This is a genomic window from Microbacterium meiriae (assembly GCF_040702565.1).
Classification (GTDB): domain Bacteria; phylum Actinomycetota; class Actinomycetes; order Actinomycetales; family Microbacteriaceae; genus Microbacterium; species Microbacterium meiriae.
Window position 1 is genome coordinate 176,513 of the sequence record NZ_JBFBLJ010000001.1, and the last position, 19,754, is coordinate 196,266.

The 19,754-nt window shown below is 70.4% G+C and carries 15 protein-coding genes; 11 read left to right on the top strand and 4 right to left on the bottom strand.

Annotated features, from left to right (window positions below; translation table 11 throughout):
* The first annotated feature begins 147 nt into the window (after window positions 1–147).
* Both sucC and sucD read left to right on the top strand, forming a co-directional pair.
* Window positions 148–1,314, top strand: coding sequence for an ADP-forming succinate--CoA ligase subunit beta (gene sucC, locus AB0310_RS00900; RefSeq protein WP_025103777.1), 1,167 nt, complete (start codon window positions 148–150; stop codon window positions 1,312–1,314).
* A gap of 28 nt (window positions 1,315–1,342) precedes the next feature.
* Window positions 1,343–2,245, top strand: a complete 903-nt coding sequence (gene sucD, locus AB0310_RS00905) for a succinate--CoA ligase subunit alpha (protein ID WP_025103778.1) — start codon at window positions 1,343–1,345, stop codon at window positions 2,243–2,245.
* 131 nt (window positions 2,246–2,376) lie between these two features.
* Here sucD and AB0310_RS00910 read toward each other — a convergent pair whose 3' ends face one another.
* Complete coding sequence (locus AB0310_RS00910; protein WP_315637414.1) at window positions 2,377–3,852, bottom strand: NCS2 family permease; 1,476 nt, start codon at window positions 3,850–3,852, stop codon at window positions 2,377–2,379.
* Between the two features lie 91 nt (window positions 3,853–3,943).
* Between AB0310_RS00910 and AB0310_RS00915 the strand changes: the two genes are divergently transcribed.
* From AB0310_RS00915 to AB0310_RS00950, 8 genes are all read left to right on the top strand, one after another.
* Window positions 3,944–5,230 carry a cell division protein PerM gene (locus AB0310_RS00915; RefSeq protein ID WP_366236382.1) on the top strand — a complete coding sequence of 429 codons (1,287 nt, stop codon included), beginning with the start codon at window positions 3,944–3,946 and terminating at the stop codon, window positions 5,228–5,230.
* A gap of 61 nt (window positions 5,231–5,291) precedes the next feature.
* Window positions 5,292–5,879 carry a phosphoribosylglycinamide formyltransferase gene (gene purN / locus AB0310_RS00920; protein WP_101847100.1) on the top strand — a complete coding sequence of 196 codons (588 nt, stop codon included), beginning with the start codon at window positions 5,292–5,294 and terminating at the stop codon, window positions 5,877–5,879.
* A gap of 32 nt (window positions 5,880–5,911) precedes the next feature.
* Complete coding sequence (gene purH, locus AB0310_RS00925; protein ID WP_259954278.1) at window positions 5,912–7,519, top strand: bifunctional phosphoribosylaminoimidazolecarboxamide formyltransferase/IMP cyclohydrolase; 1,608 nt, start codon at window positions 5,912–5,914, stop codon at window positions 7,517–7,519.
* A gap of 144 nt (window positions 7,520–7,663) precedes the next feature.
* On the top strand, window positions 7,664–9,181 hold the full coding sequence (locus tag AB0310_RS00930; RefSeq protein ID WP_366236383.1) for a DNA-3-methyladenine glycosylase 2 family protein: 1,518 nt from the start codon (window positions 7,664–7,666) through the stop codon (window positions 9,179–9,181).
* Entirely contained in the window at window positions 9,178–9,675 is a 498-nt protein-coding gene (locus AB0310_RS00935; protein WP_187663465.1) for a methylated-DNA--[protein]-cysteine S-methyltransferase, read from the top strand. The genes AB0310_RS00930 and AB0310_RS00935 overlap by 4 nt, the downstream gene beginning before the upstream one ends.
* A gap of 305 nt (window positions 9,676–9,980) precedes the next feature.
* Window positions 9,981–11,927 (top strand): ABC transporter ATP-binding protein, encoded by a 1,947-nt coding sequence (locus AB0310_RS00940; protein ID WP_232089190.1) that lies wholly within the window; start codon window positions 9,981–9,983, stop codon window positions 11,925–11,927.
* The gene (locus AB0310_RS00945; RefSeq protein WP_060923216.1) at window positions 11,924–13,735 is read left to right on the top strand and encodes an ABC transporter ATP-binding protein; all 1,812 of its coding nucleotides are present in this window, start codon (window positions 11,924–11,926) and stop codon (window positions 13,733–13,735) included. The genes AB0310_RS00940 and AB0310_RS00945 overlap by 4 nt, the downstream gene beginning before the upstream one ends.
* 91 nt (window positions 13,736–13,826) lie before the next feature.
* Window positions 13,827–14,648 (top strand): hypothetical protein, encoded by an 822-nt coding sequence (locus AB0310_RS00950; protein WP_187663466.1) that lies wholly within the window; start codon window positions 13,827–13,829, stop codon window positions 14,646–14,648.
* An 85-nt stretch (window positions 14,649–14,733) separates the two neighbouring features.
* Here the strand turns inward: AB0310_RS00950 and AB0310_RS00955 are convergent, their stop codons facing one another.
* The gene (locus AB0310_RS00955) at window positions 14,734–15,192 is read right to left on the bottom strand and encodes a GNAT family N-acetyltransferase (RefSeq protein WP_101847088.1); all 459 of its coding nucleotides are present in this window, start codon (window positions 15,190–15,192) and stop codon (window positions 14,734–14,736) included.
* Between the two features lie 164 nt (window positions 15,193–15,356).
* Between AB0310_RS00955 and AB0310_RS00960 the strand changes: the two genes are divergently transcribed.
* Window positions 15,357–17,576 carry an NADP-dependent isocitrate dehydrogenase gene (locus AB0310_RS00960; protein ID WP_366236384.1) on the top strand — a complete coding sequence of 740 codons (2,220 nt, stop codon included), beginning with the start codon at window positions 15,357–15,359 and terminating at the stop codon, window positions 17,574–17,576.
* A 166-nt stretch (window positions 17,577–17,742) separates the two neighbouring features.
* Here the strand turns inward: AB0310_RS00960 and AB0310_RS00965 are convergent, their stop codons facing one another.
* The gene (locus AB0310_RS00965; RefSeq protein ID WP_366236385.1) at window positions 17,743–19,230 is read right to left on the bottom strand and encodes a L,D-transpeptidase family protein; all 1,488 of its coding nucleotides are present in this window, start codon (window positions 19,228–19,230) and stop codon (window positions 17,743–17,745) included.
* Window positions 19,231–19,345: 115 nt separating this feature from the next.
* A complete protein-coding gene (locus AB0310_RS00970) occupies window positions 19,346–19,750 on the bottom strand; it encodes a RidA family protein (protein WP_187663468.1) in 405 nt (134 codons plus the stop codon).
* Window positions 19,751–19,754: the final 4 nt, after the last annotated feature.

Sequence of the window (19,754 nt, forward strand, 5' to 3'; positions counted from 1 at the left end):
CGAGAATCGTACCGGAGGCGTCGGCGGGTCGGCGAGGGCGTCGGGGCGTCGGAGCGTTCAGCCTGCGGTAGTAGGCTGGGGGACTGGTCGATGTCTCGACATCGAGAGAATCACCAGACCAGACCGCAGCCCAGTGAAGGAAGCACAGTGGATCTGTACGAGTACCAGGCACGAGACGTTTTCGAGAAGTACGGAGTGCCGGTCCTCGCCGGCATCGTCGCGGACACCCCCGAGGAGGTGAAGGCGGCTGCCGAGAAGATCGGCGGTGTCGTGGTCGTCAAGGCCCAGGTCAAGACCGGAGGCCGCGGCAAGGCCGGCGGTGTCAAGGTCGCCAAGACCCCCGATGAGGCGTACGAAGCCGCGAAGGCCATCCTCGGGCTCGACATCAAGGGCCACGTCGTCAAGCGCGTCATGGTCGCGCAGGGTGCGCGCATCGCCGAGGAGTTCTACTTCTCCGTGCTGCTCGACCGCGCCAACCGCTCCTACCTCTCCCTGTGCTCCGTCGAGGGCGGCATGGAGATCGAGCAGCTCGCCGTCGAGAAGCCTGAGGCCCTCGCCCGCGTCGAGGTCAACCCGCTGACCGGCATCGACAAGGAGAAGGCGGTCGAGATCGCTCGCGCCGCGAACTTCCCGGAGGACCTCGTCGAGAAGGTCTCCGATGTGTTCGTGAAGCTGTACGACGTCTACAAGGGTGAGGACGCGACGCTCGTCGAGGTCAACCCGCTCGTCCGCACCGAGGACGGCGACATCATCGCGCTCGACGGCAAGGTCACGCTCGACGACAACGCCTCCGAGATCCGCCACCCCGAGCACGAGGCGCTCGAGGACAAGGACGCCGCCGACCCGCTCGAGGCCAAGGCCAAGGCGTCCGGCCTCAACTACGTCAAGCTCGACGGCGAGGTCGGCATCATCGGCAACGGCGCGGGTCTGGTCATGTCGACGCTCGACGTGGTCGCCTACGCCGGTGAGAACCACAACGGCGTGAAGCCCGCCAACTTCCTCGACATCGGCGGCGGCGCTTCGGCCGAGGTCATGGCCGCCGGTCTCGACGTCATCCTCGGCGACCCGCAGGTCAAGAGCGTGTTCGTCAACGTGTTCGGCGGCATCACAGCGTGCGACGCCGTCGCCAACGGCATCAAGGGTGCCCTGGAGACGCTGGGCGACACGGCCTCCAAGCCGCTCGTCGTCCGCCTGGACGGCAACCGCGTGGACGAGGGTCGTGCGATCCTCGCCGACTACGCGCACCCGCTCGTGACCCTGGCCGCGACGATGGACGAGGGCGCCGACAAGGCCGCCGAGCTCGCCAACGCCTGACGCTTCGACAGGATTTAAGGAACAGAACATGTCGATCTACCTCAACAAGGACTCCAAGGTCATCGTCCAGGGCATCACCGGCGGCGAGGGCACCAAGCACACCGCGCTGATGCTCAAGGCCGGCACCCAGGTCGTCGGCGGCGTCAACGCCCGCAAGGCCGGCACCACCGTCTCGCACACCGACAAGGACGGCAACGCCGTCGAGCTCCCCGTCTTCGGCTCGGTCGCCGAGGCCATGAAGGAGACCGGCGCCGACGTGTCGATCGCCTTCGTCCCCGGCGCCTTCACGAAGGACGCGATGATCGAGGCCATCGACGCCGAGATCCCGCTGCTCGTCGTCATCACCGAGGGCGTGCCCGTCGGCGACTCGGCCGAGGCCTGGGCCTACGCGCAGAGCAAGGGCAACAAGACCCGCATCATCGGGCCGAACTGCCCCGGCATCATCACCCCCGGTGAGGCGCTCGTCGGCATCACGCCCGCGAACATCACCGGCAAGGGCCCGATCGGCCTCGTGTCGAAGTCGGGCACCCTGACCTACCAGATGATGTTCGAGCTGCGCGACCTGGGCTTCTCGACCGCCATCGGCATCGGCGGCGACCCGGTCATCGGCACCACGCACATCGACGCGCTCGCCGCGTTCGAGGCCGACCCCGAGACCAAGGCCATCGTCATGATCGGCGAGATCGGCGGCGACGCCGAGGAGCGTGCGGCCGAGTACATCAAGGCGAACGTCACCAAGCCGGTCGTCGGCTACGTCGCGGGCTTCACGGCTCCCGAGGGCAAGACCATGGGTCACGCCGGTGCGATCGTCTCCGGCTCGGCCGGTACCGCGCAGGCGAAGAAGGAGGCCCTTGAGGCCGCCGGCGTCAAGGTCGGCAAGACGCCGTCCGAGACCGCCGCTCTCATGCGCGAGATCATCGAGTCGCTCTGATCTGAGCTACGCTTGACCTGAAGGCCCCGGGCTCCACCCCGGGGCCTTCGTCATACCCTCACCTCCCTCGAATCACGCACATGGCCCCATTCCGTGTCGGAATGGGGCCATGTGCGCGACTCGGAGCGGGGCTAGATCCCGACGCCGAAGAGGGCCTCGATGGGACCGCGGGCGAAGAAGATCAGGAAGCCGGCGCCGACCACCCACAGCAGCGGGCTGATGGTCTTGGCCTTGCCGGAGAAGGCGTGGATGAGCACCCAGCTCACGAAGCCCGCCCCGATGCCGTTGGCGATCGAGTACGTCAGCGGCATGACCGAGACCGTGAGGAACACCGGCAGGAGCACCCGGAAGTCGCCGAAGTCGATGTGCCGGATCTGGGCCATCATCATGGCACCCACGATGATGAGCGCCGCGGCGGCGATCTCCGTCGGGACGATCGAGGTCAGCGGGGTCAGGAACATCGCGATGAGGAAGACGATGCCCGTCACGACGTTCGCGAGTCCCGTCCTGGCACCCTCGCCGATACCCGCGCCGGACTCGATGAAGACCGTGCTGGAGGACGACGAGGTCGCACCACCGGCGATCGCCCCGACACCCTCGACCACGAGGGCCGACTTGATGCGCGGGAAGTCGCCGTTGTCGTCGGCCAGGTTGGCCTCCTTGGCCAGGCCCGTCATCGTGCCCATGGCGTCGAAGAAGTTCGTGAAGAGGAGCGTGAACACGATCATCACGAGGGCGACGAGGCTGACCTTGCCGAGGTCGAACGAGAAGTCGACGGCGCCGATGAGGCTCAGGTCGGGGACGCTGACGGGGGAGCCGTTCAGCGCCGGGACGGTGAGGCCCCAGCCGCCGGGATTCACGACATTGCCGTCGTCATCGACGCCGCGGGCGCCGATGTGCCAGATGGCCTCGACGATGACCGCGAGTACGGTGCCGCCGATGAGGCCGATGAGCATCCCGCCCTTGATGCGGAGCGCGACGAGGATGCCCGTGAGGAGCAGGGTGATCACGAACAGCAGGCTCGGCACGGTCGCGACCGACCCGTTGACACCGAGGCCGACGGGCGGCGACGAGGCGCCGGTCGCCGTGACGAAGCCCGAGTTCACGAAGCCGATGAAGGCGATGAACAGGCCGATGCCGACCGTGATCGCGATCTTCAGCTGGAAGGGCACGGCGTCGAAGATCGCCTTCCGCAGCCCGGTGGCGGCGAGGAGCACGATCACGACACCGTTGATCATCACGAGCGCCATCGCCTCGGGCCAGGTGACCTGGCCGACGACGGAGAACGCGACGAAGGCGTTGATGCCGAGGCCGGCGGCGAAGCCGAACGGCAGGCGGGTGACGACACCGAAGAGGATCGTCATGACGCCGGCGGTCAGGGCCGTCGCGGCACCGACGGCGTTGAAGTCGAGCATGTCGCCGGCGACGTCCGGCTTTCCGGAGAGGATGATCGGGTTCAGGATCACGATGTAGGCCATCGTGACGAACGTCACGAGGCCTCCACGGATCTCGGTGCCGATCGTCGATCCGCGCTTGCTGATCTCGAAGAAGCGGTCCAGGGTACCGGTGGGTTCGGTGGACGCCGGGGCGGGTGGGGCAGTAGTCATCGGGAAACCTCCGGAGAAACGCTACCGTGTCGTCCGCCTCGCGCGCGCCCACGGGGGCCGGACCGGAAGTCGTCGTAGTCTCGAAGGCGCTATGCAACGCCTCCTCGTCGCGCTCCTCGCCGCCCTCGACGCCGCCATCGCGGCCGCCGTCGGGCTGGCCGTGCTGCTGGCGCCGTTGACGCTCCTGTGGACGCTCGCGTTCGGTGTCACCGCGGACTGGGGGGCGCTGTGGCCGCTCACCGGAACGCTGTGGGAGTTCGGGCACGGTGTCCCTCTGGAGATCACGATCCCGGACGCCCTGCTCGTCACCCTGGCGATCCCGGCCGACGCCGCGCGCTTCGCCGTCTCGGTCACGCCGCTGGCGTTCCTGCTGCTCACTCTGCTCTTCGCGGCGCGCTCCGGCGCCCGGGCCGCACGATCCGGCGCGTGGGTGCTGGGATCCCTGTCGGGGACGGTCGTGTTCGCCGTGATCTCGACGGTCGTCGCCCTCACGTCCGCGCTGGGCGCCGCTCGCGTCCCGCTGGCTCTCGCGATCCTGCTGCCCCCCGCCGTCTACCTCGTGGGCGCCGTGTGCGGCGCCGTCCGCGTCGCGTGGGAGGACGGCGACGGCGGCGTGCTGGACCGCATCCACGATGTGCTGGACGCCAGGGAGGACTGGGCGCCGGTACCGTCCGCGGTCGTGCGCGGGGCGGCGTTCGCGCTCGTCGGTGTGCTGGGGGCTGCCGCGTTGGCCGTCGCCCTGTCGGTCCTGACCCGTGGGGGCGAGGTCGTCGCGCTGTTCCAGGCGGCGCGGGTCGATGCGCTCGGCGCGACCGTGCTCACCCTCGGGCAACTCGCCTATCTGCCCACACTGGTGGTGTGGGCGGCGTCCTGGCTCGCCGGCCCCGGGTTCGCCGTCGGCGCGGGCACCGCGGTGTCGCCGGCGGGGACGCAGCTCGGCGTCGTCCCGGGCATCCCCGCCTTCGGTCTGCTGCCGGAGAACACCTCGATGTGGATGCTCATCGTCATCCTGATCCCGGTGGCCGCCGGGGCGTTCGCCGGGTGGGCCGTGCGCTCGCGCCTCGTCTGGGAGGGGACCCCGCTCGGGCTCCTGCACCGGGCTGTGATCGCGGTCGGGATCGCCGCGGTCTCGGCCGGCGTGGCCGCGCTCGCCGCCGCCGTCGCGAACGGCTCGATGGGCCCGGGGCGACTCGAGGTCGTGGGACCGGCGGTGCTGCCGTTCGCGTTGTCGCTGGGAGCGGAGGTGCTCGTCGGCGCCGCGATCCTCCTGCTGTCGCCGCGCAACCGCGACGAGCTCGCGGAAGAGCGTACGGACCGCTGGATCGAGGAGATGTCCACGCTCGGCTCCGAGGGCCACGCCGACGACGACCGTCGCTAGGCGTCCCTAGCGCTCTGCGGACCGGGTCTGAGCGTCGCCGGCACGCCGGTAGACTGGGCGCGTGCTCACGGTCGCCGTACTCATCTCGGGCGCCGGCTCGAACCTTCGCGCCCTCCTCGAGGCCGCTCGTCACCCCGATTTCCCGGCGCGTGTCGTCGTGGTCGGGGCGGACCGCGAAGCCGACGGGCTGGCCCACGCCGAGGAGTTCGGCATCCCCAGCTTCACCGTGCCGTGGCACGAGCACGAGAGCCGCGAGGCGTGGGGCGAGGAGCTGGGTCGTCAGCTCGCCGTCTGGACGCCGGACCTCGTGGTGCTCAGCGGCCTCATGCGCCTGCTGCCGTCCTCGCTCGTCGCCGCCTACGCGCCCCGGATCATCAACACCCATCCCGCGTACCTCCCGGAGTTCCCCGGAGCCCACGGCGTCCGCGACGCCCTCGCCGCCGGGGTCCGCGAGACCGGTGCCAGCGTGATCGTCGTGGACGACGGCGTCGACACCGGCCCCATCCTCGCCCAGGAGCGCGTGCCGATCAGGGCCGACGACACCGAGCACACGCTGCACGAGCGCATCAAGCCGGTCGAGCGCCGGCTCCTCATCGACGTCGTCCGGCGCATCGCGACCGGCGACCTCGCCCTGACCTCCGCCCCCTGACCCCCCGACGCCCCCGCACGAAGGAGCCCATCATGGCCGGCCCCCGCCACGACCCCACGCTCTACCGCGATCGCGACACCGTGCCGATCCGGCGCGCCCTCGTCTCGGTCAGCGACAAGACCGACCTGCTCGTGCTCGCCGCCGCGCTCGCGGAGGCGGGCGTCGAGATCGTCTCGACGGGCTCCACGGCGTCCACCATCCGCGACGCCGGCTTCGAGGTGACGGACGTGGCCGCGGTCACGGGTGTCGCCGAGATGCTCGACGGCCGCGTCAAGACCCTGCACCCGAAGGTGCACGGCGGCCTACTCGCCGACCTGCGCCTGGAGGACCACGAGCGTCAGCTCGCCGACCTCGACATCGCGCCGTTCGAGCTCGTCGTGGTCAACCTCTATCCGTTCGTGGAGACCGTGGCCTCCGGTGCCGAGGGCGACGACGTGGTGGAGCAGATCGACATCGGCGGCCCCGCCATGGTGCGCGCGGCCGCGAAGAACCACGCCAACGTCGCGATCGTCGTGTCGCCGCAGTCCTACCCCGCGATCGTCGCGGCCGTGGAGCAGGGGGGCACCTCGCTCGCCCAGCGCCGGGAGCTCGCGGCGCGGGCCTTCGCGCACACCGCGGCCTACGACACGGCGGTCGCGCAGTGGTTCGCCGAGGGGACCCTCAACGAGCCGGGCGACCTTCCGGCGCATCTGACGATCCAGGCCGAGCGGCTCGCGACGCTCCGCTACGGCGAGAACTCCCACCAGCGCGGCGCCATCTACACCCGCGCCGGGGGCCACGGCATCGCCCAGGCCACGCAGCTGCAGGGCAAGGAGATGTCGTACAACAACTACGTCGACGCCGACGCCGCCCTGCGCGCCGCCTACGACATGGTCAAGCCCGCCGTCGCCATCATCAAGCACGCGAACCCCTGCGGGATCGCCACCACCGCCCCGAACGCCCTCGACCCGATCGCCAGCGCGCACCTCCGTGCCCACGAGTGCGACCCCGTGTCGGCGTACGGCGGGGTGATCGCCGCGAACGGCACCGTGACGCTGAAGATGGCCGAGAACCTGAAGGACATCTTCACCGAGGTGATCGTGGCGCCGTCGTTCGAGCCCGCGGCCCTCGAGGTCTTCAAGGCGAAGAAGAACCTGCGCCTGCTGCAGCTCCCCGAGGACTGGCAGCAGGAGCGCATGGACGTGCGGCTCGTGTCCGGCGGTCTCCTGCTCCAGGACGCGGACCGCTTCCCGGACGACATCGTCTCGGTCGCGAAGAACTGGGAGCTCGTGTCGGGGGAGCGTCCGAGTGACGAGGAGATGGAGAACCTGATCTTCGCGTGGAAGGCCTGCCGGGCCGTGAAGTCGAACGCGATCGTCCTGGCGAAGGACAATGCGACGGTCGGCGTCGGCATGGGCCAGGTCAACCGCGTCGACTCGTGCCGCCTCGCGGTGGAGCGGGCAGGGGATCGTGCCGCCGGATCGGTCGCGTCGTCCGATGCGTTCTTCCCCTTCGCGGACGGCGCCCAGGTGCTCATCGACGCGGGTGTCACGGCGATCGTGCAGCCCGGTGGGTCCGTTCGTGACGAGGAGGTCGTGGATGCCGCGCGCAAGGCCGGCGTCACGATGTTCTTCACGGGGGAGCGTCACTTCTTCCACTGACCGAGACCCCGGTCTTCCGTCGAGACCCCGGTGTGCGCACGTCTGCACCCCGGGGTCTCGGCGCGTCGGCGGGGTTTCGGGGAAGAAACCGCGATGTCCGATTTCCGCCAGCCGTAGCCATGCGGGGGTGAGAGAGTGGAGGGCATGAGCCTCCCCGTGACCGCGTTCGACGAGCGTTACCGAGCCATCAGCGCCCGGGACACCCGCTTCGACGGCCAGTTCGTCACCGCCGTGCGCTCGACCGGGATCTACTGCCGTCCGAGCTGCCCCGCCCGCACCCCCAAGCCGCAGAACGTGACCTTCTATCCGACCAGTGCCGCGGCGCACGAGGCGGGCTACCGCGCATGCAAACGCTGCCTGCCGGAGGCCGCCCCCGGGTCGCCCGCGTGGGACGTCCGCGGAGACACCGCCGCTCGCGCCATGCGGCTGATCGCGTCCGGCGTGGTCGAGCGCGAGGGCGTGCCAGGGCTCGCCGCGCGCCTCGGCTACTCGAGCCGTCACCTCACGCGGCTGCTGACGACCGAGCTCGGCGCCGGACCTCTGGCACTGGCGAGAGCGCATCGCGCCCACACCGCCCGCATGCTGCTCGTGGGGGCGGACATGCCCATCGCAGACGTCGCCTTCGCCGCCGGCTTCCACAGCATCCGCCAGTGCAACGACACGATCCGCGAGGTGTTCGGCCTCACGCCCGGAGAGCTGCGCGCCCGCCGCCGCACGCCGTCCGCGTCCGTGCCGGGAACGATCGACCTGGTCCTGCCGTACCGGGGTCCCCTGGATGCGGCCGGGATCTTCGCGTGGATGGCGGCGCGGGCGGTGACCGGGGTCGAGGAGGCCACGGCCACGGCGTTCTCCCGACACCTCCGGATGCCCGGAGGCCCTGCGTGGTTCGAGGTGCGTCAGGAGGAGACGGAGCGGCTGCACCTCCGGGCTCGGGTCGCGCAGCTCGGCGACCTCGCGCCGCTGGTGGCGACCGCGCGTCGGATCTTCGACCTCGACGCCGACCCCCTGGCGATCGACGAGGCCCTGGCGGCGCACCCGCCTCTCGCTCCCCTCATCGCGCGCACCCCCGGTATCCGCGTGCCCGGAGCGGCCGATCCGCACGAGATGCTCATCCGCGCGATGATCGGGCAGCAGATCACGGTCGTCGCCGCCCGCACCGCGCTCACCGCCCTCACCGACGCGCTGGGGGAGCGGACCCCCGAGGGGCTGCTGTTCCCGACGATGTCGGCCATCGCGGCCCACGGCGCCGAGGTGCTGCGGGGGCCCGCCGCCCGCATCCGCGCCGTCACCGGAGCCGCCGCCGCCCTCGCGGACGGGAGCCTGACCCTCACGGTCGGCGACGACGGCCCCACGCAGCGCGCGGCCCTGCTGGCGATGCCCGGCATCGGTCCCTGGACCGCCGACTACGTGCGGATGCGGGTGCTCGGCGATCCGGACGTGCTGCTGCCCGGTGACGTCGCCCTCCGCGCCGGCGCCGCGGCTGCCGGTCTCCCGGCCGAACCGAAGACCCTCACCGCCTGGGCGGAGCGCACCGCGCCGTGGCGGAGCTACCTCAGCGCGCACCTGTGGCGTGCCGCCCCGATCCGCCCCGCCGGACCGCGGAGCAAGACCGCCACCCGGCCCGCCCGCGGCCCCGAATCCGACACCGAGGAGACCTCATGACCGCACTCATCCAGACCCTCGACACCGCCGACGGCCCTTTCACGATCCTCGCCGACGAGCGCCAGCGGGTGCTCGTGTCCGGGTGGACCGACGACGTCGAGGCGATCCTCGGACGCCTGCCGTCCCGAAGCCGTCCCGACGCTGTGCGGGAGGCCGAGACGGACGCGGCGGGTGCCGTCCGCGCGTACTATGCCGGCGACGTCACGGCGATCGACGCGGTCCCGGTCGCGCAGACCGGCACCGCCCTGCAGCTCGCCGGATGGGCGGCGCTCCGCGGCATCGCCCCGGGGGAACCCCTGACGTACACGGGCTTCGCGGCCCGGCTCGGCAATCCGCGTGCGGTGCGGGCCGCCGCGTCGATCTGCGCCCGCAACGCCCCGGCCCTGTTCGTGCCCTGTCACCGGGTGCTCCGCACGGACGGCTCTCTCGGCGGCTTCGCCTGGGGCCTGCCCGTGAAGGAGAGGCTCCTGGCGCGCGAACGCGCCGCCCGCTGACCTCTCGGTTCGAAAAGCCCGCTCCCCGGAGAGCGGGCTCTTCGTCGTCTCGGGAATTCCTCTTGCGCTCAGCTGGTTCACAGGAATAGGCTGATGGGCTGTCGCGCCAACCGGACGACCTCGCCGAGCCCTGAGGAGGACACCATGACCACGATCGCCACCGCGCGGATCGCCACCCTCGGCTCGACCCCGGCGCGCCCGCTCTCCTAGAGCCCCCGCCCTCTTCTGCACCGGATGCCGGGCTCCGTGAGCCCGCTCTCGCATCCGTCCTTTCACTCTTCTCACCCTCGACTCCTCTGAGAGACATGTCTTCCACGTCTTCCGCGCAGAAACCGTCCCCCTCGTCCTCCCTCTCCACGCCCGCCGCGCTGTGGCGGCTCAAGCCTTTCGTGAAGCCGGTCATCTGGCGTCTCGCCGGCGGTGCCGCCAGCGCGCTCGCGGCCGCGCTCATCGCGCTGATGATCCCCATCGTGCTCGAACAGATCATCGGCGGGCCGGTGCAGTCCGGAGCGCTCGACGCGATCGTCTGGGGCGCGCTCGCCGTGTTCGCCCTCGGCCTCGGCGAGGCGCTCATGGTCTGGCTCCGCCGGCAGTTCGTGCTGTTCCCGGCCACGCAGGTCGAGTACCGCATGCGCACCGAGCTCTACTCGCGACTGCAGACCCTCCCGGTCGCCTTCCACGACCGGTGGCAGTCCGGCCAGCTGCTCAGCCGCATGATGCAGGACATCGGCCTGATCCGCCGGTGGCTCGCCTTCGGCCTCGTGCTTCTCGTCGTGAACGTGCTGACGATCCTCATCGGCTCCGTCCTGCTGTTCCGCTGGCACTGGCTGCTGGGCACGATCTTCCTCGTGACGGCGATCCCGCTGTGGATCCGCGGCTACCTGTTCGAGAAGCGCTACGGCGCCCTCACGCGGCGCAGCCAGGACCAGGCCGGCGACCTCGCCACGAGCGTCGAGGAGAGCGTGCACGGCATCCGGGTGCTCAAGGCGTTCGGACGGGGCACGCACGCCCTCCGCCGCTTCAGCCGTCAGGCCGAGACGCTGCGCGAGACCGAGATGAGCAAGGCCCGAGCCATCGCCTCGATCTGGTTCTGGCTCGACCTCATGCCACAGATCGCCTTCGGCCTGAGCCTGATGTCCGGCATCTGGCTCATCTCGCAGGACGCGATCACCTCGGCGGAGCTCTTCGCCTTCTTCGCGATGGCCGTCGTGCTGCGCTGGCCCATCGAGTCGATCGGCTTCCTCTTCTCGTTCATGCTCGACGCGCGCACGGCGACGGACCGCGTGTTCGACATCTTCTCGGAGACGAACACCATCACCGACCCCGCGAACCCCGTGCACATCGAGAACCCGCGCGGCGAGCTCGCGTTCGAGAACGCGCACTTCCGCTACCAGGACGCGGCCCCCGACGAGCGGGACCTGCTCGACGGCATCGACCTCGTCCTCCGACCGGGGGAGACCATGGCGCTGGTCGGGCTCACCGGCAGCGGCAAGACCACGTTGACGACCCTGCCGACGCGGCTCTACGACGTGACGGGAGGGCGGGTCACGCTCGACGGCGTCGACGTGCGCGACCTCACCCTCGCCGAGCTGCGCGAGCACATCGCGATGGCGTTCGAGGACGCGACGCTCTTCTCCGCCTCGGTCCGCGAGAACGTCCTGCTCGGGCGCGCCGACCTCGACGTGCACAGCCCCGAAGCCGAGCGCGTCCTGCGCGAGGCGCTCGACGTCGCGCAGGCCGCCTTCGTCGACACGCTCCCCGAGGGCGTCGAGACGGTCATCGGCGAAGAGGGACTGAGCCTGTCCGGCGGGCAGCGCCAGCGGCTCGCCCTCGCCCGAGCGGTGGCCGCCACGCCGCGGGTGCTCGTCCTGGACGACCCGCTGTCGGCGCTGGACGTCGACACCGAGGCCCTCGTCGAGGAGGCGCTGCGGCACGTGCTCGCCGACACCACGGCGATGATCGTCGCACACCGTCCGTCCACCGTGGCCCTCGCCGATCGCGTGGCGCTGCTGGAGGACGGCCGGATCACCGCGGTCGGCACGCACACCGAGCTGCTGAAGACGAGCCGGCACTACCGGCACGTCATCTCCAGCTTGGAGGCCGAGGAGGCGGCTCGCACCGGCGCCATCCCGATCATCCGCGACGAGCAGTCGGAGATCCACGACACCGTGCAGGACGGCATCCGCCAGGAGGCCGACGACGAGGCGCCGGGAAGCGCGTCCCGATTCGCAGGAGAGGAGGTGCAGCGATGAGCTCCCTCACCGGAACCCAGGACGAGGACCGCTCCCGCCTCACCACGGAGGAGAGCAGGGCGATCCGCCGTCGCTCGCTGCGGCTGCTCGGCTCGCTCGTGCGCCCGCTCAAGCCGCAGATCGTGCTCGCCGCCACGGTGCTCGTCATCTCGACGGCGCTGCAGGTGGCCGGGCCGATCCTCATCAGCATCGGCCTCGACCGCGCTCTCCCGGCGGTGCTCGACGATGCCGACTGGATGCCCACCTTCGTCGTCGGCGGGATCTATCTGCTCGCCGGGGCTCTGGCCGCCGTGCTCATCGCCTGGTACGTCATCATCGCGGCCAAGCTGACCCAGGCCGTGCTGCTGGACCTGCGCAAGCGCATCTTCCTGCACACCCAGCGTCTGAGCCTGGAGTTCCACGAGTCGTACACGTCTGGGCGGATCATCTCGCGCCAGACGAGCGACCTGGACTCCATCAAGGAACTCCTCGACGGCGGCCTGAACGAGCTCGTCTCCGGCGTGCTCTTCGGTGTCTTCACGTTCATCGCCCTGTGCGTGTGGGACTGGCAGTCCGGTCTGATCCTCGCGATCGGCGGCGTGCCGCTGTTCTTCCTCATGCGCTGGTTCTACTCGCGCTCCCAGCTCGTGTACCGCGAGTCCCGGGTGATCAGCGCGAAGGTGATCGTGCAGTTCGTGGAGACCATGACGGGCATCCGCGCGGTCAAGGCCTTCCGGAAGGAGCCGCGCAACGACGAGGCCTTCCAGGGCGTGGCCGGCGAGTACCGGGACGTGAACCGCCGCTCGATGCTGCTGTTCGGCACGTTCGAGCCGGGGCTCATGGGCGTCGCGGCGCTCGTCCTGGGCGTGGTCGTGCTGTGGGGCGGCATCCGGGTCTCGGAGGGGGCCCTGACGGTCGGCGTGCTGCTGTCCGCCGTGCTCTACGTGCGCAACTTCTTCGCTCCGATGCAGGAGATCGCGATGTTCCTCAACTCCTACCAGTCCGCCACCGCGGCGCTGGAGAAGGTGTCGGGCGTCCTGGAGGAGGTGCCGACGGTGCCGGACCCCGAGAAGCCGGTGGACCTCTGGGAGTCCCGGGGGCACATCCGCTTCGACGAGGTCACGTTCGCGTACAACGAGGACAAGACGATCCTGCCGAACTTCTCGCTCGACATCCCCGCCGGGCAGACGATCGCGCTGGTCGGGACGACGGGGGCGGGCAAGTCCACGCTGGCCAAGCTCATCTCCCGGTTCTACGACCCGTCCGCGGGAACGGTGACCCTCGATGGGGTCGATCTGCGGTCGCTGCACCCGAAGGACCTCCGCCGCGCGATCGTCATGGTCACGCAGGAGGCGTACCTGTTCAGCGGGACCGTCGCCGACAACATCGCGCTCGGGCGCCCGGATGCGACTCTGGACGAGATCCGCGAGGCGGCGCGGGCGGTGGGCGCCGACGCGTTCATCTCGGCGCTGCCTGACGGGTACGACACCGACGTGAACAAGCGCGGTGGTCGTGTCTCGGCAGGGCAGCGACAGCTCATCTCGTTCGCCCGCGCCTTCCTCGCCGACCCGGCGGTGCTGATCCTCGACGAGGCGACGGCCTCGCTGGACATCCCGTCTGAGCGGCTGATCCAGGACGCGCTGCAGACGCTGCTGGCCGACCGGACGGCGATCATCATCGCGCACCGGCTGTCGACGGTGGCGATCGCTGACCGTGTGCTCGTGATGGAGCACGGCCGGATCATCGAGGACGACACCCCCGCCGCCCTCATCGGCGGCACCGGGAAGTTCGCCCAGCTGCACGCGGCCTGGCAGGAGACGCTCGTCTGACGTCCTGACGCGACAGTGGCCCCGGCATCCGTACGGATGCCGGGGCTTCCTCGTCCGGGCGCGGGTGCGCCGGGATCGGTAGCATCGAGGGATGGACCCCTTCCTCCTCGTCGCGGAGTGGTGGTGGCTCGCGCCGACCGCCGCCGCCGGGGTGACCGCGGGCGCGATCGGCGTCCGTCGGCGCAACACCCGCAGCGGCCGCCGGCTGGAGTATGACGCGGCCCGGCACGACCTCCGCGAGGCCCAGCAGCGCGCGGTGGTGCGACGGACGGCCCTGAAGGTGGCACGGGCCGACCTCGCCCGGGTCTCCGCCGAGCGGGCCGCGCAGCGGGCGAGCGCGGAGCAGGTGTCCGGCGCCCGACGCATGCTCAAGGAGCGTGAGCGCGACGCCAGGGCCGCGGCGGCCGACGTCCGCGCCCGGCGGGTTAGGGTGAACGCCGCTCGCGCCGCGATCCCCGCCGGCTCCGCGCCGCGGCCGCTGGAGCGCCTGTATGCGGAGCACGACGCGGTGACCGCGCGGTGGATGCGGTATGAGACAGACCCCGCGTTGCAGATCACCTATCCCGAGATGACGGACGTGAAGCGTCCGGAGACGGCGGCCTACCTGCGGGCCGCCGGTGCCGCGGTCGAGGCGCGTCGGCAGACGACGGGCCGGGTGACCGCCGCCGAGTACGCGGCGTACCGCGACGCTGTCGCGGAGCTGGAGCGGGCGTTCGAGGCCGCCGAGCACGCGGCGAAGGTCCAGACGGGCGAGGCACCTCCGACCGCGGCCTGGCAGGACGCCGCGCAGGACATGCTGCACCGCTCCGCGGAGGCCATCGACCGCGCAGCAGGTGCTGCCGCCTCAGCGCTCGCCGCGTGGAACAGTCGCCGGGGCAAGGGCACGCCTCCGGACGGCAACGGTCAGCGCTGAGGAGGATCGAGGTCGAGCCGTCCGGCGGGATCCGAGGGCGACGGAGTCTCGATGGGGGAGGGGATTCGAGACCCCGCCGCCGGTCTCAGGAGGGGACGCGGATCTCGGCGATGACCTCGCCGTAGGCCGTCTCCCCGACGGGGGTGAAGCCGACGCGACGGAAGAAGGCCTCCGGGCCGTCCTCGCCCGCTTCGTAGATCACATTGACGTGGTCGACGCCGCGGGTGCGCGCTTCGTCGATGAGGTTCTCGACGGCGAAGCGGCCGATGCCGCGACCCTGGTCGTCCGCGTCGACGTTGATGCGCCACAGCACGGAGCGGAAGTGCTCCTCCGGGGCCTCGTCGTCGAAGTTGGCGCTGACGAAGCCCACGACCTCGTTGCGGTCCAGGATCACCCGCTGCCAGGAGGTCTGCGGGTTGATGACGGTGGCCGCGATGCCGTACGAGACGGGCGCGAGGAACTGCTCCTGTCCGGGCTTGAGCGACAGGTTGTTCACGGCGACGATCGTCGCGGCGGAGAGTTCGACCATGCGCAGTTCGGACATGCCCCCAGGCTAGCCCCTCCGCTCACCGCATTCATCACTCGGGCGGACTTTTCACGGACCGGTCACGTGCCGGACCCTGTCGCCGGGAGCGCCGCTTCGGGGCGAGGGCCGCTCAGGTATCTTGGTATCGAGACAAATAGCCCTCGTGAACGGAGAACCTCCCGGTGACCGACGACGCCATCATCTACACCTACACCGACGAGGCACCGGCGCTGGCCACCGCCTCGTTCCTGCCGATCATCCAGGCCTACACGGGCCAGGCGGGCATCGAATTCGAGACGCGGGACATCTCTCTGGCCGGCCGCATCCTCGCCGCCTTCCCCCAGAAGCTCACCCCGGAGCAGCAGGTCGGCGACGCGCTGGCCGAACTCGGCGGCCTCGCCACGCTCCCCGAGGCGAACATCATCAAGCTGCCGAACATCTCCGCGTCGATCCCGCAGCTCAAGGCCGCCATCGCGGAACTGCAGCAGCAGGGCTACGACGTCCCCGACTTCCCGGACGAGCCCTCGTCGCTGGAGGAGAAGGACGTCCGCGCCCGCTACGACCGCATCAAGGGCTCCGCAGTGAACCCGGTGCTGCGCGAGGGCAACAGCGACCGCCGCGCGCCGCTCGCGGTGAAGAACTACGCCAAGAAGCACCCGCACCGCAACAAGCCGTTCGCCGAGGGCTCGAAGACCCGCGTCGCGACCCTCGGCCACGACGACTTCAAGCACAACGAGCGCTCGTGGGTCGCCGCTCACGACGACGTCCTCTCCTTCCGCCACACGGCGAAGGACGGCACCGTCACGGTCCTCAAGGAAGGACTCAAGGTCCTCCCGCGCGAGATCATCGACGCGACGTTCCTCTCCGCGAAGGAGCTGGACGCCTTCCTCGCGGACACCCTCGCGGAGGCCAAGGCCGACGACGTGCTCTACTCGGTGCACCTCAAGGCGACGATGATGAAGGTCAGCGACCCGATCATCTTCGGCCACGTGGTGAAGGCGTTCTTCAAGGATGTCTTCGACCAGTACGGCACGCAGCTCGCCGAGGCCGGACTGAGCGCGAACGACGGCCTCGGCTCCATCCTCGCGGGCCTGGCGAACGTCACCGGCGGCGAGGAGATCGCTGCGGCGTTCGACAAGGCCATCGCCGAGGGGCCGCGTCTGTCGTACGTGAACTCCGACAAGGGGATCACCAACCTGCACGTGCCGAGCGATGTCATCGTCGACGCGTCCATGCCGGCGCTCGTCCGCAACGGCGGCAAGCTCTGGGGCAAGGACGGCGAGGAGGCCGACACGATCGCGGTCATCCCCGACTCGTCCTACGCGAGCGTCTACCAGGCGGTGATCGACGATGTGATCGCGAACGGCCCGCTCGACCCGGCCACCATCGGCACCGTGCCGAACGTGGGTCTCATGGCGCAGGCGGCCGAGGAATACGGCAGCCACGACAAGACGTTCGAGATCGCGGCGGACGGCATCGTCCAGGTGCTGGACAGCGAAGGCACCGTCCTCATCGAGCACGAGGTCGGCAAGGGCGACATCTGGCGCGCGACGCAGACCAAGCACATCCCGGTCATGGACTGGGTCAAGCTCGCCGTCAGCCGTGCCCGTGCGACCGGCGTGCCCGCGGTGTTCTGGCTCGACGCGAACCGCTCGCACGATGCCCAGATCATCGCGAAGGTGCACCAGGGCCTCGCCACGCTCGACACCAAGGGCCTGACGATCACGATCCTCGCGCCGGAGGAGGCGACGCGGTACACGCTGGCGCGCATGCGTCACGGTCTCGACACCATCTCGGTGACGGGCAACGTGCTGCGCGACTACCTCACCGACCTGTTCCCGATCCTCGAGGTCGGCACGAGCGCCAAGATGCTCTCGATCGTGCCGCTGCTCGCCGGCGGCGGACTGTTCGAGACGGGTGCCGGTGGCTCCGCTCCGAAGCACGTGCAGCAGCTGGTCGAGCAGAACTACCTGCGCTGGGACTCGCTGGGCGAGTTCTTCGCGCTGGCCGCCTCGCTCGAGCACTTCGCCGACCGCACGGGCAACGAGAAGGCCCGCGTGCTCGCCGAGACGCTGGACGCCGCGACCGGTACCTTCCTCGAGGAGGACCGCTCGCCGGGCCGCGCGCTCGGCACGATCGACAACCGCGGCAGCCACTTCTACCTGGGGCTGTACTGGGCGCAGGAGCTGGCGAAGCAGACGAAGGATCCGGAGCTCGCCGCGGCCTTCGCCCCGGTCGCCGAGAAGCTCGCAGCGAACGAGGAGGCCATCGTCTCCGAGCTCAACGCGGTGCAGGGCAAGCCGGTGGAGATCGGCGGGTACTACCGCCCGGACGAGAAGCTCGTAGCGGCGGTCATGCGCCCGTCCACGACGCTCAACGAGATCGTCGACGCCCTGCGCTGAGACGACGGAAGGGGGCGGATGCTGCGGCATCCGCCCCCTTCTCGCTGTCCGCCCTCCGCCAGGCCCGAGCACGACTGCGGAGCGCGACCGCGACACCTGGGAGAGGGGACGCCTCGGCGGCGTGTCGTTCCGCGTCTCCGAAGCTGTGCTCGGCACGCGAACCGGGTCAGTTGTAGACGGAGACCTCGAGGCCCACGGGGGACCAGTCGTAGACGTACTTGGCGAGGTCGATCGGCAGGTTCACGCAGCCGTGGCTCATCCGGTTGCCGAAGTTGTTGTGCCAGTAGGTGCCGTGGAAGCCGATGTTCGGGGCGAACCACGTGATCCAGGGCACGTCCTCGGTGCAGTACGGCGCACCTTCGTAGCAGCCCATGTCCTGCATCGACGTGTGCGCGAAGACCTTGAAGTTGCCGGTCGGCGTCGGCGTACCGGGCAGGCCCGTCGAGACCGCCCAGGACTGCACGACCTTGTCGTTCTCGAAGAGGTAGGCGCGCTGCGTGCTGAGGTTGATCTCCGCACGGCGGAACAGGTTCGTCGTCTCGAACGGCGTCTCGGTCACGGAGAGCGCGAAGGTGCCGTCGCCCGCGGCAAGCTGCGTCGCGAAGTCGTCGGCGATGCGGTCGGTGTCTCCCAGGGCGCGTCCGGTGGCGCCCTCCTTCTCGGCGCGCAGCACATTCCCCGCGGAGTCGACGATGTTGGTCGCGTTCACGGGCGCGCGGTCCACGGCGGCGGGCAGCGTGTCGACGGTGGTCTGGATCGCCGCCGGATCCGCCTCGATGCGGAGCTGGCCGTCTTCGTCGACCACGGTCAGCCAGGACGCGGCGACCGCGGGGGAGACCGGGACGGTGCGCTCCTTGCCGACGTAGAAGCCGATGGTGGACAGCATGGTGTTGAGGGTGGTGGCGGTGGCCGTCGCGTCGTCGTCGGACACGGCGGGCAGGGCTTCGACAGGGCTGCCCGGGTACTCGAAGGTCGTGCGTCCGTCGCCGACAGCCTCGACGAAAGCAGCGTTCAGATCGGCTACGTCGACACCGGTGCCGGGAACGGACGGAGTGACGGTGTAGGTGCCCTTCGCGGCGTCGAAGACCACGGCGGCGTCGACCGGGTCGACGAAGCTCCCGGGGACGGCCGCCCGGAGCGCGGCGGATGCGGTCTCCGGGTCGAGGACGATGTCCGCGGGCACGGGGTCGCCCATCCAGACGCCGAGATTCCACATCGGATGCGCCGAGAACGCGGCATCGGCGAGGGCCGTGGCGTCGGCGGTCGCCCCCAGGTCGGCGCCGGTGAGCACGGCGTCGTCGCCGTCGCCCGTGAGGGTGACCTCGGTCTGGGCGAGGTGCGAGCTGATCGTCTCGGCGGCGGCACCGGGAGTCATCCAGCCCACCGGGATGCCCGCGACGGTGGTGCCGGGGGCGATGAGGATCATCGAGGCGGCGCCGGCGCCGAGCGCGACCACGCCGAGGCCGAGACCGATCCACAGGCCGAGGCGGCGTTTCTTCGGGGCCGGCTCGACGGGAGCCCAGGCCAGGGGCTGCTCGCCGGTCTGCGGCGGGGCCGTGTCGGTCGCCGCCTCCGGCGTCAAGACGCTCGTCGGTGTCGCATCGTCGGGCTGTGCCCCCGTCGCAGTGCCCGGCGTGGAAATCAGATCGGTCACGAACTACACCCCCCGCAGTCTCGACGTGTCCTGTCGTCCATGGTACGGGATGGCTGGTAACGGGGAGGCAACGGTCCTGATAAGGTGCCTCCCCGTTCGCCAGGGGTGTCGGGGGTCAGTCGATGACGGCGAGCCCGTCGATCTCGACGAGCATCTCCTCGCGGGGAAGACCGGTGAAGACGGTGGTGCGCGAGGGCAGCACGCCGCTGGTCGTGTGGGCCTCGACGAACGCGCCGTAGGCCTCGTTCATGATCGGGAAGTCCTCGCGCGTGGTGAGGTACACGCGCAGCATCACGACATCGTCGAACGTGGCGCCGGAGGCCTCCACGATGGCCTTGACGTTCTCGAGCGTGCGGGTGGTCTGCGCCGCGACGTCGCCCGGGTACAGGTACTCGTTGGTCTGCGGGTCGACGGGGCCCTGGCCGGAGACCTGGACGATCGGGCCCTTGCGGACGCCCTGGGAGAACGTGTGCGCGGGAGCGGGGGCGGCGTCGGTGGAAACTCGTGTCTTCGCGGTCATGCCG